Genomic DNA, 18,015 nt, shown 5'->3' on the forward strand with positions numbered 1-18,015 from the left:
AGCTTATCCACTGCCCCTGGCGCTACTTAGCCATATCTCCCCAGTCGGTGAACCCCGACGGGTCGTGGCGGCCCAGAGTCGCGTGCTCGAACAGGCCCCAGCCCACGTCGTCGTTGCAGGTCGCCCGGGCCACGTGGTCGACGGTGTTGAACGGCAGCATCGCCACCACGTCGGGAGAGGTCATGTCGTAGGCGACCGACTCGCTCCAGTCGCGGCCCATCCAGCGGCCGTGCGACCACCCCGGGTCGCCCACGTACCCGGAGCCCATGCTCAGCGGGACGCCGCCGAGGGTCTCGACCTCCAGCAGCAGCGGCTCGCCGCAGGGCGTGGTCAGGTGCAGACGAGCGCAGTCGGGGTGACGGGTGCCGCTGCGGTAGTCGACCTCCAGCCGCGGCCAGCCCAGCTGCTCGATCCGCCCGTCGGCGAACACGCGGCTCGCGTGGTTGAGCGTGCGGTGCCCGTCGGGGCTTTCCTGAAGGATCACGACCATCGCGTAGTCGTCGAAGCGCAGCGGAACGTAGGTCCACCAGAAGCCCTCGCGCGGCTCGGCCGCCCACCGGCCGGCGGGATCCGACTCGCCGCTCGGCCGGATGCCCCACGAGCGGTCCCGCGTTCCCAGCCACACGTCGGGGTCCACGGCGAAGTCGCGTCCGTCGACCGAGAGCGTGCCCGACCAGCTGCCCACCTGCGCGAACCGGCTCGCGTCGAGCATCGCGCGGGTGCCCTCGAGCAGCACGTGCCGGTCCTCGAGCACCGCGTCGAACGAGCCCTCCCACGTCATGTCCACCGACAGGTTCGGGTGCTCGCACACCAGCCGCAGGGTGCGCAGCGGCTCGATCACCTCGATCCGGAACCCACCCACTGTGGGCGCGAGCGACCGGGCGTCGAGGGCGTCGGAGAACCGCACCGACCGCTGGGTGTCGCCGTGGCGCACGGTGACGAACGCGTCCACGACCCCGAGATTGGGGTACGCACCGAACCCCGTCACGAGGAACACGTCGCCGGTGCGGTCGTGTCCGGGATCCCGGGGAAGCCGAAGGACACCGCGAGGTCCTGGAACAGGTCGTGGAAGTACAGGAACCAGCCCAGGTCGACCTCGGCCGGCGCGATGGCCGCCATCTCCCAGTCCAGGACGGCGGTCGGGGTGGTGCCCTCGTAGAGGATGTTGCCGATGCGGGCGTCGCCCCAGCTCAGCACGTCGGGGCCGGTTTCGGCGGGCCAGTGCTCCTCGATCCAGTCGAAGGCGCGCTCGATGAGCGGGATCCGCAGCCCGTCCTCGCGGGTCGTCCACTCGTAGTAGGCGCGCTGCTCGTCAACGTGTGCTCGCAGCGCGCTCAGCCCGGGGGCCGGGGCCAGCGTCGGCAGGAGATCCGCCGGCGCGGGGATGCGGTGGATCTCCGCGAGCACGGCCACGGACTCGCGCTGGAGCTCGGCCCGCTGCTCGGGGGCCATCTCGAGCAGCCAGCCGTCGAAGACGTACGGGGGATTGTCGACCGGTGCCCGACCGGTGGCGCGGTCCATCACGAGAAACGCCGTGCCCAGGACGGCCGGATCCTGCTCGAGCCAGCGCACTCGCGGCACCGGCAGGCCGGTCGCCTCGCCGACCACCCGCATCACGTCGAACTGCCGCTGCAGGTCGTAGGCGAGGAACACCGGGAACGCGTCTTCCAGCGGGCACATCCGCGCGACCAGGTGCGCAGACCGCCGTTCGGACGGGCCCGCCCGTACGCCGGCCTCGGCCGGGGTCCACGTGGCGTCGAAGAGCACCGAGATGTTGGACATCCCCGAGCTCTCCGGCCGGCTCACCGCCGTGACCTCGACCCCCGCGGCGTCGACCTCATCGCGCTCGGCTAACCAGGCCGTGAGGCGCTCGCGGAACTCGCCCAGATCTGCCTCTCCCGAGGTGACCCGCTGGTGAAGCGGCTCATCGGAGCGAATGTGCGTCATGGCGCTCGGACCCTTCGTGCGGACCTGATACGCGGGCGGGACCCCGCGACGAGCCCAGTGTGACCTACAGCACATGAGTGGAGGTCTGAAACGCCGACGCCCGCAGGCGGCCACCGGATGTGGGGACCGGCATCTCGTCGTCGTCGGCACCTACCCCTCCCGGATCCGTGACCCGTCACCGACCTCGCCGCGTCGGTAGCCTCGACACACGAGCCGCGGATGTTCGCGGCGGTAACGGTGAGCTACGAAAAGGTGTGTTGTGTCGGTCCCCTTGAGCATTCTCGACCTGGTCTCCATCTCCGAGGGGGCCACCGCGCGTGACGGCATCGCCGCGTCGATGGAGTCGGCCCGCCTCGCCGACCGGCTGGGTTACTCGCGGCTGTGGTTCGCCGAGCACCACAACACCCCCAACCTCGCCTCCAGCGCCACCTCGCTGCTCATCTCCCAGGCGGCGTCGGTGACCGAGCGGATTCGCGTGGGCTCCGGCGGCGTGATGCTCCCCAACCACGCGCCGCTCATGGTGGCCGAGCAGTACGGCACCCTCGCGAACATCCACGGCGACCGGATCGACCTGGGCCTGGGCCGCGCGCCCGGCACCGACGGCACGACCGCGCAGGCCCTGAGCCGCTCGTCGGCCGAGCCGCAGGCGTTCGCCCGGCACATCTACGACCTACAGGGCTGGTTCGGCGAGTCCGGCACCGCCCACAGCGTCCCGATCTTCTCCGCGGTCTCGCAGGGGATGGAGGTGCCGATCTGGGTGCTCGGCTCCACCGTCAACGGCGCCTCGATCGCCGGCCAGCTGGGCCTGCCGTTCTCGCTGGCCTCGCACTTCGCGCCCGACCAGATCGACGACGCGATCCGGGTGTACCGCGAGACCTTCAGCACCGAGGCGCCCACCGCGCGCATCGAGAAGCCGCAGGTGATGGCGGGCATCAACGTGGTCGTCGCCGACACCGACGAGGAAGCCCAGCGCGAGTTCACCACGCTGCAGCAGATGTTCCTCGACCTCCGCGCCGGGCGCAGCCGCAAGATCCAGCCGCCCGTCGACCCCGCCCAGTTCGCCGGCGCGACCAACCCGATGCTCGACATCAGCGCGGTCGGCTCGCCCGACACGGTCAAGGCGCAGCTGCAGGAGTTCGTCGAGCGCACCCGCGCCGACGAGCTCATCACCGTGACCTACGCCTACGACCCGGCGGTGCGAAACCGGTCGATCGAGCTGCTCGCCGATCTCTGGTTCTAGACACGCGTCGGCGGCGCTCGCAGGTCCTGTCGCTCACTCGGGCGCCCGGGACGCGACGTTGGTGGCACTCGCCTCGACGCTGTAGAACGGGGTATGGCCATCGACGCGTTCGAACCGCACCCCCTCGTCCGGCTGCTCGGTAAGCCCACGGACGACTTCACCGCAGGCGACCTCGTCCGGGCAGTCGAGGAACTGGGGCTGAGCCAGGTCAACCTGCGCTACGTCGGCGGCGACGGGCGCCTCAAGACCGTCGCGTTCCCCATCAACTCCCGCGAGCACCTCGCCGAGGTGCTCACCCGCGGCGAGCGCGTGGACGGCTCGAGCGTCTTCCCCGGTACCGACACCGACGCCAGCGACGTCTACATCGTGCCCCGGCACCGCACCGCGTTCCTCAACCCCTTCGGCGAACGATGCTCGCTCGACGTGCTCTGCGCGTTCTACGCGCCCGACGGGACGCCGCTGCCCTACGCGCGTGAGCAGGTGGTGCGCCGTGCCGCCGAGGCGCTGACGCGGGAGACCGGTATGACGCTCGAGGCGTTCGGCGAGCTCGAGTACTACCTCGTCGACGCGCCCGAGACGATCTACCCGGTCGAGGAGGAGCGCGGCTACCAGGAGTCGGCGCCCTTCTCCAAGCACGAGCGGATCCGCGAGCAGGTGCTGGGCCACCTCGCCGCCAAGGGGATACCGCTGAAGTACGCGCACGGTGAGGTCGGCAACATCCTCACCGGCGACCGGCAGATGGTCCAGCACGAGATCGAGCTGCAGCCCGTGCCGCTGGAGCAGGCGGCCGACAATCTCGTCCTGACCAAGTGGGTCGTCCGCGAGGTCGCCTACGCCCACGGCCTCGAAGCCACCTTCGCCCCGCTGGTCAGCAGCGAGGGCGCCGGCAACGGACTGCACATCCACAGTCGGCTCGTGCGCGACGGCGCCAACGCCATCGCCGGTGAGGACGGGATCAACGACACCGGGCGACGCCTGATCGCCGGTTACCTCTCGGCGGCCAGGGCCCTGTCCGCGGTCGGCAACACCGTGCCGACGTCCTACCTGCGGTTCGCCGAGGGCGACGAGTCTCCCGAGGACATCTGCTGGGGCGAGCAGGACCGCACCGGCCTGGTCCGAGTCCCGCTGGCCTGGGGCGGCGACGTGCTCGCCGGCATGGTCGCCCACGCCAACCCCGGCACCAGCGAGCCGATCCCCGAACCCGCGGTGCACCCGCAGACCGTCGAGTTCCGACTCGCGGACGGCTCCGCCGACGTGCACCTGCTCCTGGCCGGCATGGCCGCCGCAGCGAGGCGCGGGCTGAGCGATGACGGCAGTCTGGAGCTGGCCGAGCGGCTCAGGGCCGACGCCCACGACGATTTCGAGCAACTTCCGACCTCGTGCGCGGAGTCGGCCGACGCGCTTGAGAACGAGCGCGAGCTCTTCGAGGCCGACGGCGTGTTCCCGGCCGCGCTCATCGACGCCGTGCTCGACGGCCTCCGCGGCACCGACGATCCCGCGTCGGACGGGGAGCCCGGCAGCGACGAGGCCATTCATGAGGAGCTCATCCGCCGTCACTGGCACGTCGGCTGACGCGGGCCGCCGGAGGGGCCGCCGGAGCGGCCGGGACGACGACGACGAGGGCGTTCCGCCGCTCGAGGAGTGCCGGTTCCCGCTCATCGGAACCGGCCCGGCTCCGACCTTCCCGTCCGATCTAGGGTCGGCGTCCACGGGCTTCGGCCCGCCGGACGTGCGCCCTGCTCACGGGCGCCGGGAGTGAGGAGACAGGCGATGGCGCAGACCGCAGCAGGCTTCGACGAGGTCGTAGACGTCCTGGTCGTCGGGTCCGGGGGCGGTGGCCTGTGCGGCACCTACACCGCCGCCCGCGAGGGCCTGACCGTCATGATGATCGAGGCCAGCGACCGCTTCGGCGGCACCACGGCCTACTCCGCCGGCGGTGGGGTGTGGTATCCGGTCAACCCCGTCTACCAGCGCGAGGGGATCGACGACACGATCGAGGACGCGCTCGAGTACTACCGCTCGGTCGTCGGCGACCGCACCCCGGCCGAGCTCCAGGAGACCTACGTCCGCGGCGGCGCCCCGCTCATCGAGTACCTCGAGCAGGACCCGCACCTGTCGTTCATGGCCTACCCGTGGATCGACTACTTCGGCAGCGCCCCCAAGGCCCGCCTGGACGGCAAGCGGCACATCATCCCCACCCCGATGCCGGTCGCCGAGGCGCCGCACCTGCGCGAGGTGATCCGCGGGCCGCTCGACACCGACCGCCTGGGGGCCGCCCATCCCGACGACCTGTTCATCGGCGGCCGGGCCATGGTCGCGCGGTTCCTCACGGCGATCGAGGCGTACTCCAACGCCACCGTGCACCTCAACACGACGCTGCGCGAGCTCCTCACCGACGACTCCGGCCGCGTCGTGGGCGCTGTGGTCGAGCGCGACGGCGCCCGACTGCACATCCGCTCCGACCGCGGCGTCCTGCTCGCCGCCGGCGGCTTCGAGGCCAACCAGGACCTGCGCACCGAGTACGGCGTGCCCGGCGACGCCAACGACACCATGGGGCCGCCCACCAACGACGGGTCCGCGCTGCAGGCCGCGCTGGCGGTGGGCGCCGACACCGACCTGCTGGACCAGGCGTGGTGGTCGCCCGGCCTCACCCACCCCGACGGCCGCTCCGCGTTCGCGCTCGGGATCGTCGGCGGCATCTTCGTCAACCAGGACGGGGAGCGCTTCGCCAACGAGTCCGCGCCCTACGACTCGCTCGCGCGCACCATGCTCGACCAGGTGGCGGCGCGCCGGCTGACCGCCCCGTACTGGCTGGTCTACGACAACACCGGCGACGGTAGGCCCCCCGTCCTGGCGCCCAATGTCTCGATGGTGGAGACGGAGAAGTACCAGGAGGCCGGGCTCTGGCGCAGCGGGGAGACCCTCGAGGACCTGGCCCGCGAGATCGGCGTGCCCGAGGGGTCCCTCGTCGCCTCGGTCTGCCGCTTCAACGAGTTCGTCGCGGCGGGTCGGGACGAGGACTTCGGGCGCGGCGACGAGGCCTACGACCGCCTGTTCAGCGAGGGCGCCGCGCCGTTCGCGCCCATCGAGAAGGGGCCGTTCCACGCGGCGGCCTTCGGGTTCTCCGACCTCGGGACCAAGGGCGGCCTCCGGACCGACGTGCACGCCCGCGTCCTGGGCACCTCCGGCGAGGCCATCCCCGGCCTGTACGCGGCGGGCAACACGATGGCCGCGCCGAGCGGCGAGGTGTACCCCGGCGGTGGCAACCCGATCGGGACGTCGGTGCTGTTCAGTCACCTCGCCGCGCGGCACATGGCGGGCTGAGGATCGGCGGGCGGTCCGCTCGCGCCCGCGCGACGGCGGGTCCGCCAGGGAACCCCGGCGGCGGTGGGGCCGTTGAGCCACCTGAGGACGACATCAGGAGGCACGGGTTGGGCGAGAGACGTGAGCACCGGGTCGCGGTCGACGCCGCCACCAGCGGGGCGGTGATCGGCGTCTGGTACTCCCTGCCCGACGTCGTCACGTCGCGGCGGGCGCGGGGGTGGATCAAGGCGGGGTTGCTGCTCGCCAACGGGGCGGTGGCCGGGTGGGCGACGAGGGGCGACGACGACGACAACGACGACAACGACGACGACAACAACAACGACGGCGACCTGGGCGCCCACCACGTAGACGCATCGGCGGACCGCGGGAACGCTCCGGAGTCCGAGGTGGACCTCAGCGGGCTGGCGGAACTCGCGGTGGTCGCGCCCGTCATCGATGCCGAGGCGCTGGGACTGAGCAGTGCGCGGCCGGGTCGCCTCTCCGTGGTCCGGGCGGCCGTCGTCGCGCTGGCGGTACTGGGCACCCTTGGGTCGGTCGCGGCCGAGCGGGCGATCCACCAGTGGGGCGAGCGGCGCGCGGCCCGCGGTGTGCGTGGCGCGCATACCCGGATCGGGGTGGCCGCCGGGATCGCGACGGCTGCAACCATCTGGGCTCTGGAGCGGGAGCCCCGGCCGGGGAGACGGTAGCCCGCTATCGAGGTGTGACGCCGTGCCGGGGGGCCCGTCGCTCCTAGCCGAGGAGCTCGCCGAGTAGCGCGCGGACCCGGCGAGCTCCTCGGCTAGGAGCTCGCCGAGTAGCGCGCGGACCCGGCGGTCGATGTCGTCGCGGACCAGACGCATCCGCTCCAGCCCCTCGATGCCCCGGTGCGAAGGCTCATCGGTCCGCCACACGTCGAGGGAGCCGACCTCGTCGTCGTCGTCCATCTCCCCGGCGGCCTCCTCGCCGAGCACCACCACCCGGTCCACCCGGCGCGCCAGGTCGGGGTCCAGGGCGGTGGGCGTCTCGCCGGTCATGTCCGCGCCGAGCTCGGCCACCGCCTCGGCGGACAGCGCGTTGACGGCCGAGCCGGGGCGGGTGCCCGCCGAGTGGACCTCGACCGCGTCGCCCGCGCGCAGCCGCATGAGCGCCGCCGCCATCTGCGACTTGCCGCCGTTCTTCACGCAGACGAACAGGACGCTGGGCGCGGGGGAGTCGCGGCTCATGAGGCGGCTCCGGGCGTGGAGCCGGTCGCCGAGCTGGCCGCCGATCCGGTCGATCGGGCCGAGTGGGCGGGGAGGGTCGGATCGCCGGGGAAGAGGCGCGGGCCCAGCCAGAGGGCGACGTAGACCAGTCCGATGAGGACGGGGACCTCGATGAGCGGGCCGACCACGCCGGCGAGCGCCTGGCCGGAGGCGATGCCGAACGTGCCGATGGACACCGCGATCGCGAGTTCGAAGTTGTTGCCGGACGCCGTGAACGCCACGGACGTGGACTTGGCGTAGTTCAGGCCGACGGACCGCGAGACGAGCAGGCTGGCGAAGAACATCAGCACGAAGTACAGCAGCAGCGGCACCGCCATCCGCGCCACGTCCAGGGGCTGGGAGGTGATCGCCTCGCCTTGCATGGCGAAGAGCAGCACGATGGTGAACAGCAGACCGTAGAGCGCCCACGGGCCGATCCGCGGGAGGAAGGTCTCCTCGTACCACGTGCGGCCGCGCGCGCGTTCGCCCAGCACGCGGGTGAGGAAGCCGGCCAGCAGCGGGATGCCGAGGAACACCAGCACCGAGGCCACGATCGCCCATACGGAGAACTCCGCGGACACGGTCTCGAGCCCCAGCCACGACGGCAGCACCTGCAAATAGAACCAGCCGAGTGCGCCGAAGGCCACCACCTGGAAGACGGAGTTGATGGCCACCAGGACGGCCGCGGCCTCGCGGTCACCGCAGGCGAGGTCGTTCCAGATGAAGACCATCGCGATGCAGCGGGCCAGGCCCACGATGATGAGCCCCGTGCGGTACTCCGGCAGGTCGGGCAAGAAGATCCACGCCAGGGCGAACATGAACGCCGGGCCGACGATCCAGTTGAGCAGCAGCGAGAGGGTGAGGAGTTTGCGGTCGCCGGTGACCCGGTGCGTCTCGTCGTAGCGGACCTTGGCCAACACCGGGTACATCATCACCAGCAGGCCGACGGCGATAGGCACGGAGATCCCGCCGACCTTAACCGCGTCCAGCGCGCGGTCGAGTCCGGGGATGAAGCGGCCCAGAAGCAGGCCGACGCCCATCGCGGCGAGGATCCACAGCGCGAGCCAGCGGTCGAGGAAGGACATCTCCTTGGCGACCGGCGCCGCGGACGGCGCGGTCGTGGGTGTGCTCATCAGGGCGGGACTTCCTCAGATCGGCGGGTTTCTACTCCGAAACGCTAGGCGAGCGGAGCGGTAGATGCTCATCGCGGGCACGGGTAAGGGGCGGTGGAGCCCGACGCATGGTGGTTCCGCATGGCGTGGAAGTGCTCGACAGCGTCGACGACAGAGCACGATCCCAGCGTGCTCGACAGTCCGCCGTCGGCGAGCTCGGTCGCGGGATGCACTGCGTGACGAAGTTGGTCCGCCAGGTAGTCCGGCCGCCCGTACACGGACATATGTCGCGCGGCGTGCGCTGCGGTGGCGTCGACGGCGGCCCAGTCGACCGCCCACCCGGCGAGCCGGAACATCCGGTCGAAGAACACCCGCTGGGTGCGGCTGTTGCCATCGCGGAAAGGGTGGACCAGCGTGAGCTCCGACCAGTGCGACGCGATCGTGTCGGTGGCCGCGTCGGTGTCGGTGGTGCTGGGCGGGTCGTCGGCGATCCGGCGGAACACCCGGTCGAGTTCGTCGGCCAGGAACTGCGGTCGGGCGTGAGGGATGCCGAGCGCGCGGGTCTCGACGGTGCGGAGCTCCCCGGCCCAGTCGAAGATGTCCTGGAGGATGTAGCGGTGGATCGCCCGAAGGTGGGCGAAGTCAAAGCGCCCGTCGACGGGGTGGAGCTCCAGCTCCACGACGCGGAAGAAGGCGAGGTCGCGTTCGTACTCGGCGAGGACGGCCGGGTCGCTGACGCCGAGTAGGTTACGCAGGACCCCCGAGGGCTCCCGATACGGATCCCGGGAGGTCATGCGTACTCACCGCCGTCAGGGTGGCGGTCAGCCGGCGGTGCGCTCGTGCGCCGCGGCGCGGATCGCGGCGAGCGCCTCGTCGCGGCTGAGTAGACTGTCGGCGAAGCGTCGCGTGATGTCGGTGGCCTCCGGGGACGGCTCCATGCCGGCCATGCGGTGGCCGGCGGTCGCCCCGGCGAGGGCCTGGTCGGTGGTCGGGCGGATGCGGGTGGACAGGATGTCCTCCTTGCGTCGACGTCGGCCTGATTCTACCGGCTCACTGATGCGCTCGACTCGGCCCAGCCAATGGGCTGCTGCTCAGCAAGTGGAAATCGGAACCTACCTGGGCGAGATTAACCGTGATACGGTTTTGGCTGTGAAGGTGGTGATCTACGGGTCCGCGCGGCGCCATGGCGTGGCGGATGCGGAGATCAGGACGGTGGTGGCGCACCCGATAGTGCGTTACGGCGTGGTGCCGCGGGCGGAACCCGAGGCGAAGCTGATCAGGTTGGTCGGCGACACGAACGGCGGTCCGTTGATCGAGGTGGTCGCCGATCAGATCGAGCCAGACGAGCTGCATGTGTTCCACGCGATGCTGCTCACCGTCGCGGTGGCTCGCGAGGTTTTTGACGCAACCGGAGGGGCGGTTGATCTGACAGATCAGGTCACTCGCAAGCAGAGAACTCGATTGGAGGAAACATGAGTACTGCCGATGACCGCGAGTCGCGCTATGCGCGCCTGGCCGACGCGGTGGAAGCCGGTGAGTATGAGATCGACTCCGGAACTGTTGAGGTGCGACCGGACTATCGGCCCGGCCGGCCGCGTACAGGTGTCGTAGCAGAAGAAACTCGACCCTTGGCTGTCCGGTTGAACGCGTCGGACCGGCGCAGGCTCGCGGACTACGCCGAGCGGACCGGGCAGCCGATGAGTACGATTATCCGCTCGGCGATTGAGGAGTATCTCGGACGACACCCCGCAGCCTGATCCCGTGATGGTGCGCGACTCGTCGATTCTTACCCTTTGTAGTCGCGGATCTGCCCTTCACAGGATGCCGAGGACGTCGGTCTCAAGCCATCCCGGCGCGAGGCGCGCGAACTCCGCCGGGCCGAGGCCACCCGCACCGCAGGGGACCCGGCCGAGCAGTGGCACACCGGTCAGGCGCGGGAGGTCTTCCAGGTTGAGGCGTTCGGCAAGGTTCGGATCGTACTGCCACGACCCGATCACGATCCCCGCGCACCGCAGGCCCGCCGCCTCGACCGCGCGTACAGCCAACTCGGTGTCCGAAAGGGTGCCCAGACCGGCTCGGGCCACCACGATCACCGGGGCGTCGAGTGCGGCGGCCAGGTCAAGGACGGTGAGGTCGGTGCCGAGTCGCACGAGCACGCCGCCGGCGCCCTCGATGAGGTCGAGGCGCCCGTCGGTCCACGCGGGCCCGACGTCCGCCTCGCAGTTGGATGCGCTTGCGAGCTGCGCGTCGCCCGGCACGGGTTCCGCGAGCCAGCCCCGGATCGGATCGACGAGCTCCGCCAGCGTGGACTGCGGCAGACCGGCCACGCGCGCGGCGGTCTCGGGCGCGAGTGGATCGGGCAGCCGCCGGACCTCCAGCACGCGGCGCGCTCCCGACAGTCGCGCGGCCTCGTCGGCGTCCCCGGGCTGGCCGGCGGCGAGGCCGGTCTGGATCGGCTTGCAGAGGCCCACGTCCAGGCCGACGGCCCGGGCTGCCGCGGCCAGCGCCGCGGTGGCCACCGTCTTGCCGACGTCCGTGCCGGTGCCGGTGACGACCACCGGCGCGCCTGTCACGCCGACGCCCCGTCGAGCCGCGCGGAGACCGTGGCCCGGTGGCCGTGCTCGTCGAGCACGCGCGCGAGCACATCGCTCGCGCGCGCGAGGTCGGCCTCGGACAGATCCGCGCGGGCGGTGAGCCGCAGCCGGGCGGTGCCCTCGGGAACCGACGGCGGCCGGAAGCAGCCCACGCGCACACCCAGCTCCAGGCACCGGACGGCCGCCGAGACGGCGCAGGCCGGATCGCCGAGGATCACCGACACCACCGCCGACCGTGGCTGGTCGGCGCCGGTGACCGCGGCCAGGTGCTCGGCCACCTTCACCACGCGCGAGGCGAGCGCGGGGTCGCGGCGCAGGACGCCGAGCGCCGCGCGGGCCGCGCCCACTGCGGATGGCGCGAGGCCGGTGTCGAAGATGAACGTGCGCGCGGTGTCCACCACGTGGTCGCGGACGCGCTCCGAGCACAGCACCACCCCGCCCTGGGAGCCGAGCGCCTTGGACAGCGTCGCCGTGACCACCACGCCCTCGTGCCCGCTCAGCCCCAGCTCCTCGACGAGCCCACGACCGCCGGTGCCACGCACACCGAGCCCGTGGGCCTCGTCGACCAGCAGCACGGCCCCGTGGGCGCGGCTCGCGCCGTGCAACGCCAGCAGCGGGGCGAGCTCGCCGTCGGCGCTGTACACGGAGTCGGTGACGACCAACGCGCGCTCCTCGGTGCGCTCGGCCAGGGCACGGGCGACCGCGGCGACGTCACCGCGGTCGACGACCACGACCCGCGCCCGCGACAGGCGGCACGCGTCCACGAGCGACGCATGGGAGCCGCCGTCGGAGACGATGAGCGATCCCCGCCCCGACAGCGCCACCACCGCGCCGAGGTTGGCGGTGTAGCCCGAGGAGAACACGAGCCCGGCGGGCTGGCCGCAGAACCCCGAGAGCTCACTCTCCAGCGCGAGGTGGTCCTCGGTGGTACCGGTGACCAGGCGCGATCCGGTCGCACCCGCGCCCCAGCGGCGGGTCGCCGCCACGGCCGCCTCGACCACCTCGGGGTGGCGGCCCAGGCCGAGGTAGTCGTTGGAGGCCAGGTCGATCACCCCGTCGTCGGCGGGCCGCGGGCGCAGGACGCGATGCAGGCCCCGGGCGGCGCGGTCGGCGGCCGCGTCGTCGAGCCAGTCCAGCGCGGTGGAGCGCCCGGCCGGAGCCGCACCGGCCGGACCCGCCCCGGCCCCGGCGGGCCCGCCGCAGCAGGCGCGCGCGGTCATCGGCCCGCCCCCGCGGCCGCCGCCCCGGCCACCGCGGCCGCACAGATCAGGTCGATCTCCTCATCCGTAGAGATCAACGGCGGCATCGTGTAGACGAGGTCCCGGAAGGGGCGTAGCCACACTCCGTGGGAGGTGATCGCGCTCGTCGTCGTCGTCATCTCCACCGGCCGATCGAGCTGCACCACACCGATCGCGCCGAGCACCCGCACGTCCACCACGCCCGGCAGCTCGCGCGCGGGCGCGAGGCCGCGCCGCAGACCCGCCTCGATGCGCGCGACCTGCTCGCGCCACTCGCCGGCCTCGACCAGGTCCAGGGACGCGCACGCCACCGCGCACGCCAGCGGGTTGCCCATGAACGTGGGCCCGTGCGCCAGGCCACCCGCCTCGCCGGCGCTGATGACCTCGGCCACGCGATCGGTGGTGAGCGTCGCGGCGAGGGTGAGATACCCGCCGGTCAGGGCCTTGCCGACGCACATCACGTCGGGCGCGACGCCCGCGTGGTCGGCCGCCCACAGCTCGCCGGTGCGGCCGAAGCCGGTGGCGATCTCGTCAAAGATGAGCAGCGCGCCGGTCTCGTCGGCCAACCGCCGCAGATCGCGCAGGTGGTCGGGGTGGTGGAAGCGCATCCCGCCGGCGCCCTGGACGACCGGCTCCACGATGATCCCGGCCAGCTCATCGGCGTGCTCGCGGATCACCCGCTCCAACTCGGCGACGTACGCCGCGTCGTAATGCGCGGGCGGTGCGGGCGCGAAGACCTGCTCGGCCACGACGCCCCGCCACATCGCGTGCATGCCGCCTTGAGGATCACAGACACTCATCGGCGCGAGGGTGTCGCCGTGGTAGCCGCCGCGCCACGTCGCCAGCCGCGTCCGCTCCGGGCGGCCGAGCGAGCGCTGGAACTGGATCGCCATCTTCGCCGCGACCTCTACAGACACAGAGCCCGAGTCGGCGAGGAAGACCTTGTTCAGCGCGCCGGGGGCGAGGCGGGCGAGCCGGGCGGCGAGCTCGACCGCCGGCTCGTGTGTGAGCCCGCCGAACATCACGTGGCTCATCGTGTCGATCTGGCGGTGCGCGGCCGCGTCGAGGTGCGGGTGCCGGTAGCCGTGGATCGCCGCCCACCACGAGCTCATGCCGTCGACGAGCTCGCGCCCGTCGGCCAGCTGGAGCCGGGTGCCCCGCGCCGAGACGACCGGCAGCGGTTCCGTGCTCGCGGGGAACCCGCCGTAGGGGTGCCACACGTGCTCGGCGTCAGCGGCGAGGAGCGCGGCGGTGGGCGCGGCGGTGGGCGCGGCGGTGGGGGTGTCGACGACGAGGCCGTCTGTCCGGGGAAGGTGAACCGAGGCCGACATGTCAGGCGTTCGCGGGCTCGCTCGTGCCGGCTCCGCGCGTGCGGATGGCCACCTTCTCGTCCCGCCTTCCGGGGGCCGTGGCGGGCGCCGCGGTCGCGGGCTCGGCGTGCTCGGCGGGGTGCTCGTCGGCGTGGTCGGGCTGGTCCATCCGCAGGACCTCGAGGCCGGCGTCGGCGATCATCTGCAGGTCCTCGGCGCCGGGTTGGCCCTCGCTGGTGAGGTAGTCGCCCAGGAACAGGGAGTTCGCCACGTACAGGGCGATGCCCTGCAGGTGGCCCAGGTGCCGCTCGCGGCCGGCGGCCACGCGGATCTCGGTGTCGGGGGCGACGAAGCGGACCATCGCGAGGATGCGCAGGCAGTCGCGCGGGTTGAGCGTGTCGACGCCCTCGAGCGGGGTTCCGTCGAAGGGCAGGAGGAAGTTCACCGGGATCGAGTCGACCTCCTTCGCGCGCAGGTCGAACGCCAGCTCCACGAGCTGCTCGCGGGACTCGCCCATACCGGCGATGAAGCCCGAGCACGCCGACAGGCCCGCGCCGTGCGCCTGCGCGACGGTGTGCTCGCGGTCGGCGTACGTGTGCGTGGTGCAGATGTCCTCGTAATGGCTCTCGGCCGTGTTGAGATTGTGGTTGTAGGCGTCGGCGCCGCTCGCGCAGAGTTTCTCGGCCTGCCCGTCCTTGAGCGCGCCGAGGCACGCGCACACCTCGACGCCCGGGGTGTCGGACTTGATGGCCTCGATGATGTCGGTGACCTTGCCGACCTCGCGGTTGCTGGGGCCGGTGCCACTGGCGACCAGGCACACGCGCGAGGCTCCGGCCGCGATGCCCGCCCTGGCGGCGGTGACGGCTTCGTCGGTGTTGAGCCACGTATAGCGCAGGATGCCGGCCGTGGAGTTGAGGCGCTGCGAGCAGTAGAAGCAGTCCTCCGGGCACAGGCCGGACTTGAGGTTGACCAGGTAGTTGACCTTGACGGTGGTGCCGAAGTACTCGAAGCGCAGCCGGGACGCCGCGGCCACGACATTCATGAGCTCGGAGTCCGGCGAGTCGAGGACTGCCAGGGCGTCCGCCGGGGTGACGGCTCCGCCGGCGAGGACGTGGTCCGCGAGCTCGTGCCAGCGGGGGGTGGGGACGGGCATGGCTTCCTCCTGAACGCCGTTCATTGAACGGTGTTCAAGCTAACCCAGCTGCTCCGACTTGTACAGCGTTCAGGGAAATCGGGGTCGGGCGGTAGGATCGTCGATCGTGGCCCTGACAACGACAACGGTCGTCGATACCGCACTCGACCTGCTCCGCGAGTCCGGGCTGCCCGGTATGTCGATGCGCACGTTGGCGACGCGGTTGGGCGTCCAGCCGAGTGCGCTGTACTGGCACGTGTCGTCCAAGCAGGCGCTGCTCGCCTCGGTCTCCGAGCGGATCCTCGCGGCCATGGGGCCGGTGGGCTCCGGGGCGTCGGCGGCCGCCGAGCTGCGGGAAGTGGGCGCGGCCCTGCGGGCGGCGGTCACGGGCGTGCCGGACGGCGCGGAGATCGTCGCGCTCGGCCTCGCGGCGGGTGCGGTGAACCCGGTCGCCGGGGCGGTCGAGGCCACCTGCGCCCGCCACGGCCTGGAGGGTCGGGCCGCGGGCCTGACGACGGCTCTGACCTCCTACGTGGTGGGCCTGAGCCTGGAGGAGCAGACCCACAACAACCTCACCGTCGCCGATCCCGCGACGCCGCCGGTCGAGTTCGAGGCGCGGTTCGAGCAGGGCCTGGACGCGCTGCTCGCGGGCGTGCCCGCCTGACGCGCGGCCCCGCTCGGCTCGGCTCCTGCGGCCGGCGGATGAAGGCCGGCCGGGGAGGGGCGGCGTCAGTAGCGGGCGAAGACCTGGGTGGCGTAGAGCTTGCCGTCCGCAGCCACGGCGGCGCCCATGCCCATCGAGGTGTGCCGCGAGTCAAGGATGTTGTCGCGGTGGCTCGGCGAGCGCATCCACTGATCCACCAGCTGCTGCGGCGTGGCGCGCTCGTAGTTCTGCAGCACGTTCTCGCCGAAGGAGCGCCAGCCCCCGGGGATCTGGGTGCGCACATTCGGGTTGTGGAACATCCGGTTTTGCGTGGCCTGGACGTTGCTCCACTGGACCGCGACCTCGGTCAGTCCGGCGTGTACCGCGAGGGGGCCCACTCCGTTGGCCGCGCGGGCGGCGTTGGTGGCCTGCTCCAGCTGCGCGCGGTACGCGGCGGACTCCGGCCCCGAGGCGGGGGCGTCGTCGGCCGCGGCGGGCGCCGGCTCGGCTCCGCCGATCGTCAGCCCGGGCAGCTCGATCTGCGGCGCCTGGATGTCCGGCACCTGGATCTGCGATCCCTGGGCCGAGGCCTGCGGGGCTGCGCCCAGCGCGAGGGTGGTCGTGGCGGCGGCGACCATCACGAGGCCGCGGCGTAGGGGGGTGTTGGCTCGGGTCATGCGTATGCCTTTCGCCTGACACGGCCCGGCGTTCGGGCCGACGGGCGCCACCCTAAGAACCGGCTCCGAGGCTAAGCCACCGGTCACCCGCCCTCAGCCGCAGTGAGCAGGGCCGCGCAGCCGGGCGCGGCCCTGCTCTGGACGGGTGTTCGTAAGTCAGTCGCGAGCGAAGTCCTGGACCACGTGCACGGTGCCGTCCTCCGCGGTGACCACTCCCACGCCGACCCGCGTGAACTCGCCGTCGAGCATGCGCTCCCGCATCCCGGTGTCGGTGAGCAGCGCGGACAGCGTCTTCTGCGGCGTCGCGCCGGCGGGCAGGGTCAGCACGGTGCGGTCGCCGGTGTCCTCACCCGCCGGAGCCTCCTCGTCGTCGGCGTCCTCAGCGGTACGGGCGTCGGCGGGAACGGGGACGTCACCGGTGGTGGGATCGCCCGCGGCGAGGTCGGCCGCGCGCTCACGGGCCGAGGCCTCGAGCACCGGGTCCGTGACCAGCCGGTCCGCGCCCACCACGAGACGGGCGTCGTTGACCGCCGCCACCACGCTGCCCTCGAACGCCATCAGCCGAACCTCCTCCGGCAGGAGATCGGCGGTGCCGGGGTCGGATGCCGCGGCGCCGCCGGGCTGGGGGCCGGCCGCGGCGAGCGAGGACAGGCCGGGGATCGCCAGGCCGAACGGCAGGGCGAACTCCAGCGATCCCTGGGCGGCCGCGGTGCCCGTGCCGGAGACGAGCAGAAGGGCTGCGGCGCCCGTGGCGACAGCGGAGCGGAAGTGGTGACGCACGCGATGGTCCTTTCCTCGGGCCCCGGCTCGCGCCGGGCTTGCGTGGGGGAAGTGGACGGCACGGCGGGCTTGCCGCGCGTTCACTTCTGTAACTATCGCCACTCTAGTCACACGCGTTACACGGCGTGCGATTCGTTCGCCCAGGGATCGCCGCGACGCCGGGTGTCGAACAGGCCGACCGACGACAACGGCGACGCCCCCGCGTCAGAGCAGGGGCGTCGCCGGGAGGTTGCGGCCGCGCGGGCCGGTGGGGTCAGCGCAGGCTGACGAAGTTCTGGGTGGAGTACAGCTTGCTGCTGTCGGCCACGTCCGCGCCCACGCCGAGGTGGGTGTGGGCGGGATTGAGCAGGTTGACGCGGTGCGGGGGCGAGTTCATCCACTGGCGCACCAGGGTCTCGCCGCTCGCGCCGCACCAGTTCTGCAGGACGTTCTCGCCGTAGCTGCGCCACTGTCCCGGGTAGGTCGCGGTGACCTGGGCGCGGATGCCGGGGTTGTGGTACATCCGGTCCTCGGCGGCCATCCGCTCGCTCCAGGCCTGGGCGATCCCGTCCAGGCTCTCGAGCCGCTTGACGGGGGCCGCCTTCACGGCGGCGCGCTCGCGGTTGGTGTGCTCGTGGATGTCCTCGATCACCTGCTCGAGCTCCGTGGCGGTCGCGGATTCGCACGGCGTCGGCGCGGCCATGGTGAATTCGAGAGACTGGGCGCCGGTGATCGGGGCGGCCAGGACGGTGAAAGTGGCGGCGGCGATGGCGACAGCGCGTACGCGGAGCCGGACAGTGCTTCTCATGAGGGGATCCT

At 72.1% G+C, this 18,015-nt stretch carries 18 protein-coding genes and 1 pseudogene; 6 read left to right on the plus strand and 13 right to left on the minus strand.

From position 1 onward, the window contains the following. Window positions 1–22: 22 nt before the first annotated feature. Together A6035_RS02520 and A6035_RS02525 are read right to left on the minus strand one after the other, a co-directional pair. The gene (locus A6035_RS02520) at window positions 23–1,084 is read right to left on the minus strand and encodes an Rv3169 family protein (protein WP_412523628.1); all 1,062 of its coding nucleotides are present in this window, start codon (window positions 1,082–1,084) and stop codon (window positions 23–25) included. Beyond that, a complete protein-coding gene (locus A6035_RS02525; protein WP_235026697.1) occupies window positions 985–1,947 on the minus strand; it encodes a phosphotransferase family protein in 963 nt (320 codons plus the stop codon). Before A6035_RS02525 ends, A6035_RS02520 begins: the two co-directional genes overlap by 100 nt. A 271-nt stretch (window positions 1,948–2,218) precedes the next feature. Here A6035_RS02525 and A6035_RS02530 point away from each other — a divergent pair, with 271 nt between their 5' ends. The 3 genes from A6035_RS02530 to A6035_RS02540 all read left to right on the plus strand — a co-directional run bounded on the left by A6035_RS02530 (window position 2,219) and on the right by A6035_RS02540 (window position 6,511). After that, window positions 2,219–3,187, plus strand: coding sequence for an LLM class flavin-dependent oxidoreductase (locus A6035_RS02530; RefSeq protein ID WP_235026696.1), 969 nt, complete (start codon window positions 2,219–2,221; stop codon window positions 3,185–3,187). Window positions 3,188–3,280: 93 nt separating this feature from the next. Further along, entirely contained in the window at window positions 3,281–4,759 is a 1,479-nt protein-coding gene (locus tag A6035_RS02535; protein WP_108846479.1) for a glutamine synthetase beta-grasp domain-containing protein, read from the plus strand. Window positions 4,760–4,957: 198 nt separating this feature from the next. Then, entirely contained in the window at window positions 4,958–6,511 is a 1,554-nt protein-coding gene (locus A6035_RS02540; RefSeq protein ID WP_108846480.1) for an FAD-binding protein, read from the plus strand. A 776-nt stretch (window positions 6,512–7,287) separates the two neighbouring features. On the opposite strand, the pseudogene A6035_RS02550 reads toward A6035_RS02540, so the two are convergent. From A6035_RS02550 to A6035_RS19115, 4 genes and pseudogenes are all read right to left on the minus strand, one after another. Continuing rightward, window positions 7,288–7,713 (minus strand): annotated as a pseudogene (locus A6035_RS02550) (arsenate-mycothiol transferase ArsC); the annotation flags it as partial. Then, a complete protein-coding gene (gene arsB / locus A6035_RS02555) occupies window positions 7,710–8,864 on the minus strand; it encodes an ACR3 family arsenite efflux transporter (RefSeq protein WP_200836376.1) in 1,155 nt (384 codons plus the stop codon). The pseudogene A6035_RS02550 and the gene arsB, both read right to left, overlap by 4 nt. A gap of 68 nt (window positions 8,865–8,932) precedes the next feature. Then, window positions 8,933–9,637, minus strand: coding sequence for a Fic/DOC family protein (locus tag A6035_RS02560; protein WP_108846481.1), 705 nt, complete (start codon window positions 9,635–9,637; stop codon window positions 8,933–8,935). 27 nt (window positions 9,638–9,664) lie between these two features. Then, entirely contained in the window at window positions 9,665–9,790 is a 126-nt protein-coding gene (locus A6035_RS19115) for a hypothetical protein (RefSeq protein ID WP_279629902.1), read from the minus strand. Window positions 9,791–9,941: 151 nt separating this feature from the next. On the opposite strand from A6035_RS19115, the gene A6035_RS02570 reads away from it, so the two are divergent. Both A6035_RS02570 and A6035_RS18170 read left to right on the plus strand, forming a co-directional pair. Then, entirely contained in the window at window positions 9,942–10,319 is a 378-nt protein-coding gene (locus A6035_RS02570) for a hypothetical protein (RefSeq protein ID WP_108846483.1), read from the plus strand. Beyond that, the gene (locus tag A6035_RS18170) at window positions 10,316–10,600 is read left to right on the plus strand and encodes a ribbon-helix-helix protein, CopG family (RefSeq protein ID WP_159149533.1); all 285 of its coding nucleotides are present in this window, start codon (window positions 10,316–10,318) and stop codon (window positions 10,598–10,600) included. Before A6035_RS02570 ends, A6035_RS18170 begins: the two co-directional genes overlap by 4 nt. 57 nt (window positions 10,601–10,657) lie before the next feature. Here A6035_RS18170 and bioD read toward each other — a convergent pair whose 3' ends face one another. Genes bioD through bioB form a run of 4 tightly spaced genes read right to left on the minus strand, consistent with a single transcriptional unit; the run spans window position 10,658 to window position 15,138 of the window. Then, window positions 10,658–11,416 carry an ATP-dependent dethiobiotin synthetase BioD gene (gene bioD / locus A6035_RS02575; RefSeq protein WP_162533974.1) on the minus strand — a complete coding sequence of 253 codons (759 nt, stop codon included), beginning with the start codon at window positions 11,414–11,416 and terminating at the stop codon, window positions 10,658–10,660. Next, complete coding sequence (locus A6035_RS02580) at window positions 11,413–12,657, minus strand: 8-amino-7-oxononanoate synthase (RefSeq protein WP_108846484.1); 1,245 nt, start codon at window positions 12,655–12,657, stop codon at window positions 11,413–11,415. Before A6035_RS02580 ends, bioD begins: the two co-directional genes overlap by 4 nt. Beyond that, the gene (locus A6035_RS02585) at window positions 12,654–14,006 is read right to left on the minus strand and encodes an adenosylmethionine--8-amino-7-oxononanoate transaminase (protein ID WP_108846485.1); all 1,353 of its coding nucleotides are present in this window, start codon (window positions 14,004–14,006) and stop codon (window positions 12,654–12,656) included. The genes A6035_RS02580 and A6035_RS02585 overlap by 4 nt, the downstream gene beginning before the upstream one ends. A 1-nt stretch (window position 14,007) precedes the next feature. Then, entirely contained in the window at window positions 14,008–15,138 is a 1,131-nt protein-coding gene (gene bioB, locus A6035_RS02590; RefSeq protein WP_108846486.1) for a biotin synthase BioB, read from the minus strand. Window positions 15,139–15,244: 106 nt separating this feature from the next. Here bioB and A6035_RS19120 point away from each other — a divergent pair, with 106 nt between their 5' ends. Then, window positions 15,245–15,781 (plus strand): TetR family transcriptional regulator, encoded by a 537-nt coding sequence (locus A6035_RS19120; RefSeq protein ID WP_108846487.1) that lies wholly within the window; start codon window positions 15,245–15,247, stop codon window positions 15,779–15,781. A 65-nt stretch (window positions 15,782–15,846) separates the two neighbouring features. Here the strand turns inward: A6035_RS19120 and A6035_RS02600 are convergent, their stop codons facing one another. The 3 genes from A6035_RS02600 to A6035_RS02610 form a co-directional block, all read right to left on the minus strand. Next, complete coding sequence (locus tag A6035_RS02600; protein WP_108846488.1) at window positions 15,847–16,437, minus strand: CAP domain-containing protein; 591 nt, start codon at window positions 16,435–16,437, stop codon at window positions 15,847–15,849. Window positions 16,438–16,593: 156 nt separating this feature from the next. Then, on the minus strand, window positions 16,594–17,217 hold the full coding sequence (locus tag A6035_RS02605; RefSeq protein WP_108846489.1) for a CAP domain-containing protein: 624 nt from the start codon (window positions 17,215–17,217) through the stop codon (window positions 16,594–16,596). 253 nt (window positions 17,218–17,470) lie between these two features. Next, the gene (locus A6035_RS02610; protein WP_108846490.1) at window positions 17,471–18,004 is read right to left on the minus strand and encodes a CAP domain-containing protein; all 534 of its coding nucleotides are present in this window, start codon (window positions 18,002–18,004) and stop codon (window positions 17,471–17,473) included. Between the last annotated feature and the right edge of the window lie 11 nt (window positions 18,005–18,015).

It is taken from the genome of Dietzia lutea (assembly GCF_003096075.1).
In the GTDB taxonomy this organism is placed as follows: domain Bacteria; phylum Actinomycetota; class Actinomycetes; order Mycobacteriales; family Mycobacteriaceae; genus Dietzia; species Dietzia lutea.